11 protein-coding genes and 2 tRNA genes are annotated in these 14710 nt (G+C 66.3%); 2 read left to right on the top strand and 11 right to left on the bottom strand.

Going from position 1 to position 14710, the window contains the following annotated elements; genetic code table 11:
- Window positions 1-57: 57 nt before the first annotated feature.
- Window positions 58-1278 carry a deoxyguanosinetriphosphate triphosphohydrolase gene (locus NYR58_RS01745; protein ID WP_261518675.1) on the bottom strand — a complete coding sequence of 407 codons (1221 nt, stop codon included), beginning with the start codon at window positions 1276-1278 and terminating at the stop codon, window positions 58-60.
- Between the two features lie 70 nt (window positions 1279-1348).
- Here NYR58_RS01745 and erpA point away from each other — a divergent pair, with 70 nt between their 5' ends.
- Window positions 1349-1699, top strand: a complete 351-nt coding sequence (erpA, locus tag NYR58_RS01740; RefSeq protein WP_261518674.1) for an iron-sulfur cluster insertion protein ErpA — start codon at window positions 1349-1351, stop codon at window positions 1697-1699.
- An 80-nt stretch (window positions 1700-1779) separates the two neighbouring features.
- Complete coding sequence (xth, locus tag NYR58_RS01735) at window positions 1780-2571, top strand: exodeoxyribonuclease III (protein ID WP_261518673.1); 792 nt, start codon at window positions 1780-1782, stop codon at window positions 2569-2571.
- Between the two features lie 28 nt (window positions 2572-2599).
- On the opposite strand, the gene NYR58_RS01730 is transcribed toward xth, so the two are convergent.
- The 10 genes from NYR58_RS01730 to NYR58_RS01685 all read right to left on the bottom strand — a co-directional run bounded on the left by NYR58_RS01730 (window position 2600) and on the right by NYR58_RS01685 (window position 14583).
- On the bottom strand, window positions 2600-3406 hold the full coding sequence (locus NYR58_RS01730; protein ID WP_261518672.1) for a tetratricopeptide repeat protein: 807 nt from the start codon (window positions 3404-3406) through the stop codon (window positions 2600-2602).
- Window positions 3393-5117, bottom strand: coding sequence for a dihydroxy-acid dehydratase (ilvD, locus tag NYR58_RS01725; RefSeq protein ID WP_261518671.1), 1725 nt, complete (start codon window positions 5115-5117; stop codon window positions 3393-3395). The genes NYR58_RS01730 and ilvD overlap by 14 nt, the downstream gene beginning before the upstream one ends.
- Window positions 5118-5307: 190 nt before the next feature.
- Window positions 5308-6276 carry a TerC family protein gene (locus tag NYR58_RS01720; protein WP_261518670.1) on the bottom strand — a complete coding sequence of 323 codons (969 nt, stop codon included), beginning with the start codon at window positions 6274-6276 and terminating at the stop codon, window positions 5308-5310.
- 214 nt (window positions 6277-6490) lie between these two features.
- A complete protein-coding gene (locus NYR58_RS01715) occupies window positions 6491-7645 on the bottom strand; it encodes an outer membrane protein transport protein (RefSeq protein WP_261518669.1) in 1155 nt (384 codons plus the stop codon).
- 370 nt (window positions 7646-8015) lie between these two features.
- Window positions 8016-10865: a valine--tRNA ligase gene (locus NYR58_RS01710; RefSeq protein WP_261518668.1), complete on the bottom strand. Its 2850-nt coding sequence runs from the start codon at window positions 10863-10865 to the stop codon at window positions 8016-8018.
- Between the two features lie 120 nt (window positions 10866-10985).
- The gene (locus NYR58_RS01705; protein ID WP_261518666.1) at window positions 10986-11699 is read right to left on the bottom strand and encodes a PopZ family protein; all 714 of its coding nucleotides are present in this window, start codon (window positions 11697-11699) and stop codon (window positions 10986-10988) included.
- Window positions 11700-11935: 236 nt separating this feature from the next.
- The gene (locus NYR58_RS01700) at window positions 11936-13312 is read right to left on the bottom strand and encodes a TolC family outer membrane protein (RefSeq protein WP_315903313.1); all 1377 of its coding nucleotides are present in this window, start codon (window positions 13310-13312) and stop codon (window positions 11936-11938) included.
- 178 nt (window positions 13313-13490) lie between these two features.
- On the bottom strand, window positions 13491-14165 hold the full coding sequence (locus NYR58_RS01695; protein ID WP_261518665.1) for a protein-L-isoaspartate O-methyltransferase family protein: 675 nt from the start codon (window positions 14163-14165) through the stop codon (window positions 13491-13493).
- Between the two features lie 82 nt (window positions 14166-14247).
- Window positions 14248-14321 (bottom strand) — tRNA-Cys (locus NYR58_RS01690).
- Window positions 14322-14508: 187 nt separating this feature from the next.
- Window positions 14509-14583: transfer RNA gene (locus NYR58_RS01685), tRNA-Asn, on the bottom strand.
- Window positions 14584-14710: the final 127 nt, after the last annotated feature.

The following is a 14710-nucleotide window of genomic DNA, read 5'->3' as shown; positions in this document are numbered from 1 at the left end:
GTCCGTGTCTCGGATAGCTGATCTTCACGCGGCGCCCTGCCGCAAGCTGCCTGCGCCCTATCGCAATTCGGGAGTGCGGTCAAACAGGCGCGCATGCTCCTTGAGCGCGTAGGTGTCGGTCATGCCGGCCAGGAAATCGGCCACGCGCCGCGCCCTGATGCGCTCCTCCGCACGGTCCAGCCCCGCCCGCCAGCTCTCCGGCATCCGGCGCGGATCGGCGAAATAGGCGTCGAAAAGCTCGCGCACCACGCGGTCGGCCCGCCGGCGCACCGCCACCACCTCCGGGTGACGGTAGAGATTGGCATAGAGAAAGTCCTTGAGCGCCTTCTCCTCTGCGGCCATGGCGGCGGAGAAGGTGACGAGCGTGCGCCCGGCATCGCGCACGTCCTCCACCGAGCGCGGCCTCAAGGCATCGAGATTGGCGCGCGCCGTGTCGATCACGTCCTCCACCATCAGGGTGATCTGCCGGCGCATGAGCTCATGGCCGGTGCGCACCGGGTCGAGACCGGGATAGCGCTCGGCCACGGCGCGCAGGATGCGCCCCGGCAGCGCCACCTCGGCAAGCATGTCGAGTGTGATGAGCCCGGCGCGCAGGCCGTCGTCGACGTCGTGAGCATCGTAGGCGATGTCGTCGGCAATCGCCGCGCATTGCGCTTCGAGGCTGGCAAAGCGTGAAAGCTCCAGGTCGTGGCGGGCAGCATAATCGAGGATGGCGCGCGGCACCGGCCCCTTGAGGCCGTTGCCTGCGGCGTCCGTCAGCGGGCCGTTGTGCTTGACGAGGCCCTCCAGCGTCTCCCATGTGAGGTTGAGGCCGTCGAACTCGGCATAGCGGCGCTCCAGCCGGGTGACGACACGCAGGGACTGGGCGTTGTGGTCGAAGCCGCCCCATGGCGCCATCTTCTCGTTCAGCGCCTCCTCGCCGGTGTGGCCGAAGGGGGTGTGGCCGAAATCGTGCACCAGCGCCACCGCCTCCGCCAGATCCTCGTCGCAGCACAGCGCCCGCGCCAGCGCCCGGGCGATCTGCGCCACCTCGATGGAATGGGTAAGCCGCGTGCGGTAGTGGTCGCCCTCATGCGCGATGAAGACCTGCGTCTTGTGCTTCAACCTGCGAAAGGCCGTGGAATGGATGATGCGATCCCGGTCGCGCTGGAAAGGGGTGCGGGTGGGGCTTTCCGGCTCGGCATGAAGGCGCCCGCGCGAGCGCGCCGGGTCGCACGCATGGGCCGCGCGCGGCCGGTAGCCGAAGCCGATGCCTTGCAGATGTGCGGGGCCTGCCATGTGCGCCCTTGTTGACTCGCCGCCTCGCCGTTCATACCTATTCTGCATATGCGAAAGCAAGGTGACCTCCATGGGCATTGACGCGAAGACCGACATGAAGGGCGTCGAGCTGACCGACGCGGCGGCCAGGCGGATAGCCAGCATCCTCGGCGAGGATCCCGGAAAGATCGCGCTGCGCGTCTCCGTGGAAGGGGGCGGCTGCTCCGGCTTTTCCTACAAGTTCGACCTTGTGGACAGCCGCAACGACGACGACATGGTGATCGAGAAGGACGGCGCGCGGGTGCTGATCGACGAGCTGTCGCTGGTCTACATGGGCGGCTCGGTGATCGACTTCGTTGACGATCTCATCGGCCAGTCCTTCCAGATCCGCAACCCCAACGCCGTCGCCTCCTGCGGCTGCGGCACGAGCTTCTCGATCTGACGCGGGGCGCCCGTCAGCAGAGATCTTCTCTCCCCGCAATTGGATTTGACGGAGGACGCGATTCCTCTACTGTGCGCGCCATGAAGATCGCCACCTGGAACATCAACGGCGTCAAGGCGCGCATCGAAAACCTGCTGCACTGGCTGGGCGAGGCCGAGCCGGACATCGTCTGCCTGCAGGAAATCAAGTCGGTCGACGAGCAATTTCCCCGCGAGCCCGTGGAAGCGCTCGGCTACCACGTGGAAACCTGCGGCCAGAAGGGCTTCAACGGCGTCGCCATCCTGTCGAAGCTGCGTTTCGACGAGGTGAATCGCGGCCTTCCCGGCGACGGGGAGGATGTGCAGGCGCGCTTCATCGAGGGCGTGTTCTCCACGGCAAGCGGTGTGCTGCGCGTCGTCTCGCTCTATCTGCCCAACGGCAATCCGGTGGCCAGCGAGAAGTTCTCCTACAAGCTCGGCTGGATGAAGCGGCTTGAGGGCTGGACGCGGGAAAGGCTGACCCTGGAGGAGCCGCTGGTGCTTGCCGGTGACTACAACGTGATCCCCGAACCGGAGGATGCCCGGGACGCCACGGCCTGGGTGGACGATGCGCTTTTCCGGCCGGAAAGCCGCCAGTCCTTCCGCAGGCTTGCCCATCTGGGCATGACGGACGCGCTGCGCGCGGTCAGCGACGAGAAGGACGTCTATACCTTCTGGGACTATCAGGGTGGCGCCTGGCAGAAGAACAACGGTATCCGCATCGACCACCTGATGCTTTCGCCCGAGGCGGCAGACAGGCTTTCGGCCGCCGCCGTGCACAAGCACACCCGCGCCTGGGAAAAACCGTCGGACCACGTTCCTGTGGTGGCCGAGCTGGCCTTCGAGGCCGCCTGAGCCCGCGCGGCGGGCAGGCGGCGGAGCGCTATTTCAGCCCGTTGGCGAGATAATCCTCCGCCAGCGCGATGGCCGTGCGGCGGTCGGCCTCGGCGGCGATGGCGAACGCCTCTTCATGCATGGCACGGATCCAGGGCGTGTCGGCCGGCGAGGCCCGCTCCAGCGCGGCGGTCATCAAAGCCAGGCCGCGCACGGGTTTGCCGCTCTGGAAGAGAAGGTTGCCAAGCGTGGCCTGGGCGGCGGCATGGCCCTTCTCGGCGGCAAGCTGCAACCAGCGCGCCGCGTGGCGGACATTGCGCGTGCCCCCCTCCCCGGTCAGGAACATGCGACCAAGCTCATATTGCGCCGCAGCATTGCGGTAGGTAGCGGCCGCGCGCATGAAATACTCCTGCGCAGCGACTGGATCGGCCTTGACGGGAGAGCCCGGAATGCCGGTCTTCAGATAGCGGCCGATGGCCACCAGCGCGTCCGAGATATAGCTCTCGTCGCGGCTGCCCGGCCGCACCTCCTGCTGGGCGACGGCGGTGAAGAACTTGAACGCCTCGTAGTCGTTGCGCGCCACGCCGTCGCCTTCGGCATACATGCGCGCAAGCTTCCAGCGCGCGCCCACCTGGCCGTTCTCGGCGGCGTAGCGATAGGCCTTCACCGCCTCCTCCTTCTTGCCGCTCTTGTAGGCGGAGAAGGCGAAGCGGAAGACGGCCCAGGGGCTGCGCTCGGCCGGCTGCTGCACCACCGCCTTCTCGTCGAGGGCGGCGGCCGGGCCAAGCCCGCCCGACAGCAGGAGCGCGGCGGCAAGCGCGCCGCCGGCTATGGCGTTTTTCTCATATATCCGCATAGCAGTGGGTTTCTTTCTCGCCACCGGGATGGGTCACGGCGCCATAGCGGGCCGAACCGACCGTCTGTGCATATTTCCAGATGGCACCGGACTGGTAGTCGGTCTCGCGCGGCGTCCAGCTCTTGCGGCGCTCGGCCAGCTCTTCCTCGCTCAGCGCCACATCGATGGTGCCGGCCACGGCGTCGATGGAGATGATGTCGCCGTCGCGCAGAAGGCCGATGGGACCGCCGACCGCTGCCTCCGGCCCGACATGGCCGATGCAGAAGCCCCGCGTAGCGCCCGAAAAACGCCCGTCGGTGATCAGCGCCACCTTGTCGCCCATGCCCTGGCCATAGAGGGCGGCGGTGGTGGCCAGCATCTCGCGCATGCCGGGGCCGCCCTTCGGCCCCTCGTAGCGGATGACCAGCACCTCGCCCTCCTTGTAGCGGCGATCCTTGACGGCAGCGAAGCACTCCTCTTCCGAGTCGAAGCAGCGCGCAGGGCCGGAGAACTTCAGGTTCTTCATGCCCGCCACCTTCACGATGGCGCCGTCGGGGGCGAGATTGCCCCTCAGCCCGACCACGCCGCCGGTGGGGCTCAGCGGCCTGTCGGCCGGATACACCACGTCCTGCTCGCCGTTCCAGGCGACACGCTCCATGTTCTCGGCCACCGTGCGGCCGGTCACCGTCATGCAGTCGCCATGCAGATAGCCGTGCTCCAGAAGCGTCTTCATGAGCAGCGGGATGCCGCCGGCCTCGAACATGTCCTTGGCGACATATTTGCCGCCGGGCTTGAGGTCCGCGATATAGGGGGTCTTCCTGAAGATTTCGGCGACGTCGAAGAGGTCGAACCTGATGCCCGCCTCGTGGGCGATGGCCGGCAGGTGCAGCGCTGCATTGGTGGAGCCGCCGGAGGCGGCGACCACGGCGGCCGCATTCTCCAGCGATTTGCGCGTGACAATGTCGCGCGGGCGGATCTGGCGGGCGATCAGCTCCATCACCTTCTCGCCGGAGGCGTAATTGAAGCGGTCGCGCATCTCATAGGGGGCCGGCGCGCCGCAGGAATAGGGCAGCGCCAGGCCGATGGCCTCGGCGACGGTGGCCATGGTGTTGGCGGTGAACTGCGCCCCGCAGGAGCCGGCCGACGGGCAGGCCGCCTGCTCGATCTCCGTCAGCTCCTCGTCGGAGATCGAGCCGACGGAATGCTGGCCCACCGCCTCGAAGACATCCTGCACCGTGATCTGGCGGCCGCGCCAGGTGCCCGGCAGGATGGAGCCGCCATAGATGAACACCGACGGCACGTTGAGGCGCACCATGGCCATCATCATACCGGGCAGCGACTTGTCGCACCCGGCAAGCCCCACCAGCGCGTCGTAGCAGTGGCCGCGCATGGTAAGCTCGACGGAATCGGCGATCACCTCGCGGCTGACAAGCGACGCCTTCATGCCCTGGTGGCCCATGGCGATGCCGTCCGTCACCGTGATGGTGGTGAACTCGCGCGGTGTGCCGCCTGCCGAGGCAACGCCCTTCTTGACCACCTGCGCCTGGCGCATCAACGAAATGTTGCAGGGAGCGGCCTCGTTCCAGCAGGTGGCGACCCCCACCAGTGGCTGGGCGATCTCCTCGGCCGAAAGGCCCATGGCATAGAGATAGGAGCGGTGCGGCGCGCGCGCCGGCCCCACCGTCACGTGGCGGCTGGGAAGCTTGTCCTTTGAAATCGCTCGGGTGTCCATAAATCAAATCCTTGCCGCGGCTTGGCGGCTTTTTCTGACACGCGTTAACATCCGGCGCGGTCCGAGACCCTTTCTCGGTGCGCCCGGTTTATGGCGGGAAATTGGCGTTTCGCCCCCGGCACTGTTCTAGCGCATAGCATCTTGAGAAACTGTTGCCATACGGCAACATTTTCGCTGCGAAACGGCGCGGTCAGCGCTCGCTTTCGGAGTGCTCGGGGGCGCGTTGCGGCGCCGCCTCTCCCTCCGGCGCCGCCTCCCGGTGCAGCAGGGAGGCGACCACCGAACCGCCGATAATGAGCGCGGTGATGGACAGCGCCAGCATGGAGGGGATTTCCACATATTCGGCGAACAGCATCTTGAGTCCGATGAAGACGAGCACCAGCGAAAGCCCGGTCTTCAGATAGCGGAAGGCGCGCATCATGCCAGAGAGAACGAAGAACAGCGCGCGCAGGCCGAGAATGGCGAAGACGTTGGAGGAGAAGACAATGAAGGCGTCGTTCGACACCGCAAGCACGGCGGGAATGGAATCGATGGCGAAGATCAGGTCGGTGATCTCCACCGTCACCAGCACGACGAAAAGCGGCGTCATGTAGAGAAGGCCGTCGCGACGGATGAAGAATTTCGAGCCTTCGTAGTCCGGCGTGACGCGGCCGGAGCGCATGAGAAGCCTGACGATGCGGCTGTCGCCCGGATCGACCATCTCGTCGCCCGAGGTGAGCATCTTGAAACCGGAGAAGATGAGAAGACCGCCCAGTGCCATGGCCACCACGTGGAACTGGTCCACCAGCTTCACGCCCGGCACGATGAGCGACAGGCGCATGACGATGGCGCCGACGATGCCGTAGAAGAGCACCCGATACTGGGCTTCCGCCGGCACCTTGAAATAGGCGAAGATGAGCGCGATGACGAAGATGTTGTCGAGAGAGAGCGCCTGTTCGATTAGATAGCCGGTGAGGAACTCCGCCCCCCGCCCGGCGCCGGCGAAGAAGAAGACGCCAGCGGCAAACAGCATCGCCAGCGTGACATAGGCGGCCACTGTCCGGCAGGCTCCCGTCATCGAGATGACGCTGTCGCGGCGGTGGAGGACGAAAAGATCGACGAACAGAATGGTGGCGACAAACGCCAGGAAGCCGGGCCAGAGCCAGTCGTGCAGGGTCATGTCTAGGGTGAAAGGGTTGCGCCGCGTCTGCGCGTTGTCGATCGGTCCGACATCACAGGCGACGCCTCGCCTGCCAGAGGGGCCCGGCCCGGGTGACACCCCATATCTGCGCCAGTTGCCGGCAAGATTCAACCCCCGGGCGGCACCGCCGGCAAAAGAAAGGCCCGGCACGAGGGCCGGGCCAGGATACGGATCGACCCGATCCGCCGCGGTATCACCAATTGACGCTGTAGGAGGCGGAGAAGATTCCGGCCCAGCCCGAATCGGCAGCGGCACCGAAGAAGCGCGCGCCAGGCTTGTCGATTTCGGCGGAGGTGAGATAGACGGCACCGGCCCCGATGCGCAGCTCGCCGCCGATGTCGTCCTTTATCCTGGCGGCCCCCGCCAGGAGCCACTTGTCGGTTCTCAGATCATAGCCGGTCGCCACGCCGCGGTCCCACTGCACGCTCACAAGGCCGGAAACGCGCTCGTTGAACGCATGGCCGATGCCGGCGGTCACGGTCCAGCCGTCACGCCAGAAATAGTCGTTCGGCGCCGCCACCGGGGTGCCGGGAACATTGACGTTGAGCGTCTCGTTGACGGACCAGTCCATCCACTTGATCGAGCCGAAGGCCAGCCAACCCGGTGCGATGCCCGACTGCACCTTGAGTTCCACACTCTGCGGCAGTTCGCCCGTCCCCGTGGCCGGCATGGTGGTGCCGGGCGCGCCGAGCACCGGGAAGATTGGCGAGGTGGCCGTTCCCGTGGCGCCATAGCTGGTGCCGGAGCGGTACAGAAGCTGCGCGCGGAAGGCAATGTCCGGCACCTCGTAGGCGACCCCGGCGCGCCAGCCATAGTCGGTGCCGCTGAGGCCGATGTTCAACGGCGCCCCGCCAAGGCCCGGCGGCGTGGCGTCGAGATCATAGTCGAGAGTCTCGACGAAACCACCGCCGAGCACGGCAAAGCGGCCCGGCCCTGCATCGAAGAAGAGCGCGCAGGTGGCACCGAACTCGCTGAGCGCCAGGTCCTCCGAGAGCTTGCCGCTCACGCCAAAGGGCGCTGCATAGCTCGTCGACGCGCCGTGAGGCTGGGTAAACGTGCCGGCGCAGGAGAAGCTGTCGGTGATCCTGAACTTCACCGCGACGGAGGGGATGACATAGGAATCCAGATAGTTGGTGCCGACGAGCGCTCCGGGATTGGGGCTTCCCACGGGTGCGGCCGTAAGCTTCTGGCTGGGTACGACGATCGTCGCACCGGCACGGAAATTGAAGTTCCCCTCCTCGAAGAGAATGTCGGTGTCCGCCGTGCCGCGCGAAAAACCGCCAGCCTGGGCGCCGGCCACCATCATCAGAACACTCAGGGCCGAACATCCAAGAAAGCTGAGGCGCATACGAGATCCCTCCCTACCTTTATGCACACGCATGAGGGCAAGATAGCAGGGCGAATGACGGGCACAATCGGCTTCGCGCCTTCCGCACCCATCGGCGTTTATCTTACTTGTACGTAAGCCCCTTGAATTTTGCGCCTCAACCACCGCGACGCGCCCTGCACGCGCCATGATTGGCGCCATTTTTGCCGCAAATCCGCCATTTTTTGGCCTGTACGCCTTCGCAGAAGACACCCGTTGCAGAAATGTGACACTTCCGCAAAAAGACGGTGACACGCTGCACGGAAGGGCCGAAAAGGCCAGTCCATGAGCCGCCAGGGGCGTGCGCCGCGGCTGCGCGGCGCACGAATCGCCGGGCTTTGCGCTCCGGTGCTCAGCCTGCTTCGCGCACGCGGGTGAGCGCAGCTTCCAGCCGCGCCTTCGCCTCCACGAAGCCTGCCAGCTTCTCGCGCTCAGCGGCGACGATCTCCTCCGGCGCGTTGGCAACGAACTTCTCGTTGGACAGCTTCCTTTCCACGCGCTCGATCTCGCCGGCGGCGCGCGCGATCTCCTTTTCCAGCCGCGCGGTCTCCGCCTTCAGGTCGATGAGGTCGCCGAGCGGCAGGCAGAAGGTGGCCTCGCCCAGCACGATCTGTGCCGAGCCCTTTGGCGCCTCGCCGGCAAAGCCCACTTCTCCGACGCGCGCCAGGCGGCGGACGGCCGGTTCGTGGCGGGCAAGCCGCGCCCGCGTCGTCTCGCCGGCGCCGATGGCAACCAGCGGCGCGGTGGCCGCCGGCGGCACGTTCATCTCCGCGCGCACGGAGCGGATGCCCGAGACCAGCTCGATGAGCCAGTTGATGTCGGCGGCCGCGTCCCCGTCCTCGAAGGACGGTTCGGGCCAGCGCGTCAGCGCCAGAAGGTCCTCGCGGCCCGCCTCGCCCGCCGTCAGCGCCCACAGCTCCTCCGTCATGAAGGGCATCATGGGATGCAGCAGCTTGTAGGTCTCGTCGAGCACATGGGCCGCGCAGGCGCGCGCCTCGGCCTTGGCCGCCTCGTCCTGGCCCGCGAAGACAGGCTTCAGAAGCTCCAGATACCAGTCGCAGAACAGGCTCCAGACAAAGCGGTAGGCAGCGGCGGCGGCTTCGTTGAAGCGATAGCCCTCGATGCCCTCCGTCACCGCGCGGGCAGCGCGCGTCAGCTCGGTCAGGATCCAGCGATTGATGGACAGCCGCGCATTCTCCGGCCGGAAGGCGGGATCGCCCTTTACGCCGTTCATCTGCGCAAAGCGGGTGGCGTTCCACAGCTTGGTGCCGAAGTTGCGGTAGCCCGCCACTCGCGCCGGATCGAGCTTCACGTCGCGGCCCTGCGCAGCCATGATGGCGAGGGTGAAGCGCAGCGCGTCGGCTCCATAAGCGTCGATCAGCTCCAGGGGGTCGATGACATTGCCCTTGGACTTCGACATCTTGGCGCCGTTCTTGTCGCGCACCAGGGCGTGAACATAGACCGTGTGGAACGGCTCCTTGCCCGTGAAGTGCAGGCCCATCATCATCATCCGGGCAACCCAGAAGAAGATGATGTCGAAGCCGGTGACGAGCACGGAGGTGGGATAGTAGGTCTTCAGCTCCTTTGTCTGCTCCGGCCAGCCGAGCGTCGAGAAGGGCCACAGCGCGGAGGAGAACCAGGTGTCGAGAACGTCTTCGTCGCGCGTCAGGATGTTGCCGGGCTGGAAGTTTTCAAGCTGCTCCTCGACCCAGCTCTTCCACGGGCCCTCCAGCGCCAGGTAATATTCGACCGCGTCGTCCAGCGCCTCCTTCTCGGTGCGCGCCACGAACACGTGGCCGTCCGGCCCGTACCAGGCAGGGATCTGGTGCCCCCACCAGAGCTGGCGGGAAATGCACCAGGGCTGGATGTTCTCCATCCACTCGAAATAGGTCTTTTCCCAGCTCTTCGGGACGAACCGCGTGCGCCCCTCGCGCACCGCCTCGATGGCGGGCCCGGCGAGGGTCTTGGCGTCCACATACCACTGGTCGGTCAGGAACGGCTCGATAGGCACGCCGCTGCGGTCGCCATGGGGCACCGTGTGGCGGTGTTGCTCGACCTTGTCGAGCAGCCCGGCCTCCTCCATCATCGACACGATGCGCTGGCGCGCCTCGAAGCGGTCCATCCCGTCGAGCCGTGCAATGGTGGCGGAAAGAACGGCGGTCTCTTCCAGCCCATCGAGGAAGGCCTCGTTCTCCTTCAGGGCAATGGCTGCCTCGACCGTGAGCACGTTGATCTGGCGAAGGCCGTGCCGCTTACCCACCTCGAAATCGTTGAAATCGTGCGCCGGCGTCATCTTCACCGCGCCGGTTCCCGCCTCGGGGTCCGGGTACGGATCAGCGACGATGGGCAGGCGCCGGCCGACCAACGGCAGGATGGCATGCTTGCCGATCAGGTCGCGGTAGCGCGGATCGTCGGGATGCACGGCCACGCCGCTGTCGCCCAGCATGGTTTCCGGCCGTGTCGTCGCCACGACGAGATAATCCCGCGTTTCATAGCCGTCCGGCGCGCCGTCGGATGGCCGCCAGGCCACGCGGTTGCCCTGCTCATCCAGCTTGTAGGGATGTCTGTAGGTAACGCCCGGTTCGAGCGGATAGCGGAAATGCCAGAGATGGCCATCGACCTCGATCTGCTCGACCTCGAGATCGGAGATTGCCGTCAGCAGCTTGGGGTCCCAGTTGACCAGCCGCTTGTCCTTGTAGATGAGGCCCTGCCGGTAGAGCGAAACGAAAACCTCGATGACGGCCTTCGAGAGGCCCTCATCCATGGTGAAGCGCTCGCGCGACCAGTCGCAGGAAGCGCCCAGACGCTTCAACTGGTTGAGGATGGCGCCACCGGACTGCGCCTTCCACTGCCACACCGTCTCGACGAACTTCTCGCGTCCGAGCGCGCGGCGGTGCTGCTGGCGCTCCATGAGCTGGCGTTCGACCACCATCTGCGTGGCGATGCCGGCATGGTCCATGCCCGGCTGCCAGAGCACGTTCTTGCCGCGCATGCGCTCGAAGCGCACCATGATGTCCTGCAGCGTATTGTTGAGCGCATGGCCCATATGCAGCGAGCCGGTGACATTGGGCGGCGGGATGACGATGGTGAAGGCTTCCGCGCCGGGCTCGGCACCCGCCCCGGCGGCGAAGGCGCCCGCCTCTTCCCAGCGTTCGGCGATCTTCTTTTCGACGCTTGCCGCGTCATAGGTCTTTTCAAGCATGAGGGATGTCCGCGCTCGGCCAGCGTGTCTGTTCGCTTTGCGGTGTAAAGCCGAAGGGTCCAGGCAAGTCAACCTCGCGCCGGCGGGCGATTCCCGCCCGACGGCCTGGCGCAAGAGCCCTCAGCCGCCGCGCGCGACGCGCTCGATCTCCTCGCGCACCAGCCGCTCGACGAGCTGCGGCAGGTTGTTGTCGAGCCATTCCTGCAGCATCGGGCGCAGCATCTCCTCGGCGGCATCGGCAAGGCTCTTGCGCCGGCTGGCCTCGTAGGCCTCGTTCAGCTCCTCGAACGCCGCCGCCACCTTGCGGCCCGGCTCCTCCGACAGGATGGCCGGCCGCGCCTCGGCGCGAGACCGGGAAACGCCGGCAGGCGCGCTCGCTGCCGCAGGCCGCAGGGGCTCGGGGTTCCGGGCGGTCTGCGGCGGCTGCCGCGCCTCGTCCGGCTCCTCCATGGAAGCGGGCCGGGCCTTCGGCGCGGACTCTTCAGGACCGGCAGATTGCGGCGTCGCATCCGTCGGCTCGGAGGCTTCGGAGGCCGGCTCGGCGGCATCCTCGTTCCGGGGTTGAGGCTCTTCTTCCGCCCGCGACCAGCCCAAGGTGGGACGCGCGGGCGCCTGCTGCTCCTCGCGGCGGTCGCGCTCGCGGCGCTCGACGGACTCGCCATGAGGCGAAGGCTTCAGCTCCTCGCGAAAGGCCGCCACCTCGCCGGCGGCTTCGGCCGGCGCGGAAGATGCGGCCTGCCTTTGCCCGGTCTCGCCATCCTCGATGATGCGCCGGATGGACGCCAGTATCTCCTCCATCGAGGGTTCGCGCTGTGCGCTGCTTGCCTGTGCCATGACCGAAGGTTCCGCCACTCTTGATCTGCCCCGCCGAAGGTCCGGCCGCTTCACGCGGACAGGACATTATTGCGAATCACAGATCAAGCGTAGCGAAGGGAGCAGGCGGTGAGAATCCCTCAAGCGGGATTTGCCGGTCTTTGCACAGACTTCCCGTCCCGTGCCCGCCGCCAGCACCGCGCATGAAAAAAGGGCCGCCGCGCGGCCCTTCCTCAAAAGACAACGATCGCGCGGCCTCAACGCCCGTCGGGCGTGCGCAGGCCATACCACTTGTCCTTCACGGCGTTGAAGTGCTCTTCCGGCCGATAGGTCGCCACCTGCAGCCCCAGGCGGGCGGGCGAAAGACGGCCCATGGCCGAGGCGATGGCATAGCTTGCCACCACCACGTCGCGCTGCGCCTGCACGAGGTTGATCTGCGCGTCGATGAGATCGGCCTGGGCATTCAGCACGTCGAGCGTGGTGCGCTGGCCCACCTCGCGCTCCTCGATCACGCCGTCGAGGGCGAGCTGCGCGGCCCGCACCGTCTCCCGGTTGGCGGCCACGCCCTCCACGGCGGATTTGTACTGCACCCAGGCCGCCGTGACGGCGCGGCGCACGGTGTCGCGGGTGACATCCACGTCGATGCGCGCCTTGCCGAGCGATTCCTTCGACTGGCGCACGCGCGCCGAGGTCTCGCCGCCCTGATAGATGGGCACGGTCAGATTGAGGCCGATGGAGGCGGAATCCGTGCTTCCCTCCGCTCCGGAACTCCTCGGGCCGTCGTTCAGGTAGTTGTTGTAGCGGGTGCTCACGCCGGCATTGGCCGTCAGCCGCGGCAGGAGCCCGCCTTCCGCCGCCTTGACGGAGAAAGACGCCGCATCCACCTGGTGCCGGCGTGCGGCAATGGCCGGATGCTCGGCCAGGGCGATGGCGACCGCCTGGTCGAGGCTTGCGGGCAGCAGGCCGGTCAGCGGCTGCGGCGTCTGCAGCGTGCCCGGCTCCTCACCCACGAGCTGGCGATAGGTCGCCGCGCTGGCATCGGCCTGGGCGCGCGCCGCAGAAAGCTGCGCAAGAGCGGCCTGCTGGCTGGCCTCGGCCTGGGCAAGGTCGGTGCGCGTGCCCTCGCCCACCTCCAGGCGCGAACGGGCGGCACGCACCTGTTCTTCCAGGAACTCCAGATTGCGCGCCCTCAGGACGGCGATCTGCCGGTCTCGGATGACATTCATATAGGCGCTGGCCGTATCGAAGAGGATGTTAAGCTCTTCGTTGCGCATCGATTCAACGGTGGCCTGAACCTGGGCCTCGGCAGCGCGCACGTTGTTTCGCGTCTGAAAGCCGTCGAAGATCGGCTGTTCGAGTGAAATGCCGAACTGGCCGGTGTTGAGCTCCGTCCCGCCGGACCTCTGCCAGGTTATCGACCCGGTGGCGGATACGCGCGGACGCAGGCCTGACTTGGCGATCGCCACATCCTCGTCACGCACCCGCACCCCGGCGCGAGACGAATTGAGGCTGGAATTGTTCTGATAGGCCTTGGCGAGCGCGCCCGAGATCGTCTCGGCGCCAGCTCCCAAGGGAAACATGACGAGAGCCGAAGCGGCAACGACCGAAAGCAAACGGCGACGAAAGAACGGCACGACCAACCTCACATTGCTTCGTGCGGGCACCCCCTTTGCACCCGTACGGCCTTGCATTCCGGCCCTGAAGGGCCGAGAGCATCCCTACCACGCGGGAAAGCCGCGCGATTCCACTACGGGCGGAACGTTATCCCATATGATGGATCAAGTCCGTTGCAACAGCGCAACAATCCGCCCCTCAAAAAACGAAACCTTTCTGCCGCTCGAAGCCCGGCAGCGGCATGACCGCAGCGTTGAACTCCTCGCGCGAGGAGACCACCCCACCCTCGCGGACAAAGAGATGGGCGCGCGCGGCATTCCCCCGTCCGACGATCGCGACAAGCCGGCCGCCTTCGCCGAGCTGGTCGAGAATCGCCTCTGGAACATAGTCTACAGCACCGCCGAGGAGAATGACATCGTAGGGCGCTTCGCTCGCGTGGCCCTTCTCCAGCGGCCCCGTAACGACGCTGACATTGACGCAGTCGAGATCGGCCAGCGTGGAAGACGCCATCTCCGCCAGGGTGGGGTCGCATTCGAGCGCCACGACGAAACTGGCAAGCCGCGAAAGCACGGCGGAGGAGTAGCCCGTCGCGCAGCCGATATCGAGCACGAGGTCGGACGGCTTCACGCCGGCAAGCTGCACGAGCCGGCAGAACTGCGCTGGCTCCATGAGATAGCGGGCCGGCCCCTGCTCGCTGGCCGACAGGATCTCCAGATCCTCGTCGATATAGGCCAGGCTGCGCCGCCGGCCGGGCACGAAAGCCTCCCGCGGGATCTCGCGAACGGCGTCGAGAAGCGGCCGGTTTGTTACGTCGCGGGTGCGAATCTGGCCATCGACCATCCTGGCGCGCTGTACGGAAAAATCGGCGTCCATCACCCTCGTCCCGTCTGCGGCGCGCCCTGCCGCGCCCCTTGACACCTGGCGCAGCCATGGCCGCGCCGCCGAAAACCGGAAGTGGAGGCCTCGCCCGGAATCGAACCGGGGTACAAGGATTTGCAGTCCTCTGCGTAACCACTCCGCCACGAGGCCATGCTGCGAAGACGCAGCGAGGAGGTTCAATAGGAGGCGGGGAAATTGGCGTCAAGCGGGCAGTTGCCGTTCTGCCCGCTTTCCTGCCGCAGCCACCCGTCCCGCGGGCGAAAACCCTGCCCGCAGCCTCGCCATTCGCGGGGCAGCGCATGAAAAGTCTCTGAACATATTGAAAAAAATGAAAGAATGGCTCCCCGGGCCGGATTCGAACCAGCGACCAACCGGTTAACAGCCGGTTGCTCTACCGCTGAGCTACCGGGGAATGCCTCACGCTCTGGCGTGCGCTGCCTATAGCAAACAGCTTTTGAGTTTGCAAAGCGCTTGTGACGACTTTTTTTCACGAATTTTCGGCTACGGGTCTCGCAATCGCCATAGCCGGGCTGCATATG

This window comes from Chelativorans intermedius (assembly GCF_025398255.1).
GTDB classification, from domain to species: domain Bacteria; phylum Pseudomonadota; class Alphaproteobacteria; order Rhizobiales; family Rhizobiaceae; genus Chelativorans; species Chelativorans intermedius.
Note: the sequence above shows the minus strand (reverse complement) of the source record. Positions and strands in the feature narration are given on the sequence as shown.

Bases quoted from the DNA above. Each gene is read 5' to 3' on its own strand.
- NYR58_RS01745 (WP_261518675.1), bottom strand. From the start codon at position 1,278: ATGGCAGGCCCCGCACATCTGCAAGGCATCGGCTTCGGCTACCGGCCG.
- erpA (WP_261518674.1), top strand. From the start codon at position 1,349: ATGGGCATTGACGCGAAGACCGACATGAAGGGCGTCGAGCTGACCGAC.
- xth (WP_261518673.1), top strand. From the start codon at position 1,780: ATGAAGATCGCCACCTGGAACATCAACGGCGTCAAGGCGCGCATCGAA.
- NYR58_RS01730 (WP_261518672.1), bottom strand. From the start codon at position 3,406: ATGCGGATATATGAGAAAAACGCCATAGCCGGCGGCGCGCTTGCCGCC.
- ilvD (WP_261518671.1), bottom strand. From the start codon at position 5,117: ATGGACACCCGAGCGATTTCAAAGGACAAGCTTCCCAGCCGCCACGTG.
- NYR58_RS01720 (WP_261518670.1), bottom strand. From the start codon at position 6,276: ATGACCCTGCACGACTGGCTCTGGCCCGGCTTCCTGGCGTTTGTCGCC.
- NYR58_RS01715 (WP_261518669.1), bottom strand. From the start codon at position 7,645: ATGCGCCTCAGCTTTCTTGGATGTTCGGCCCTGAGTGTTCTGATGATG.
- NYR58_RS01710 (WP_261518668.1), bottom strand. From the start codon at position 10,865: ATGCTTGAAAAGACCTATGACGCGGCAAGCGTCGAAAAGAAGATCGCC.
- NYR58_RS01705 (WP_261518666.1), bottom strand. From the start codon at position 11,699: ATGGCACAGGCAAGCAGCGCACAGCGCGAACCCTCGATGGAGGAGATA.
- NYR58_RS01695 (WP_261518665.1), bottom strand. From the start codon at position 14,165: ATGGACGCCGATTTTTCCGTACAGCGCGCCAGGATGGTCGATGGCCAG.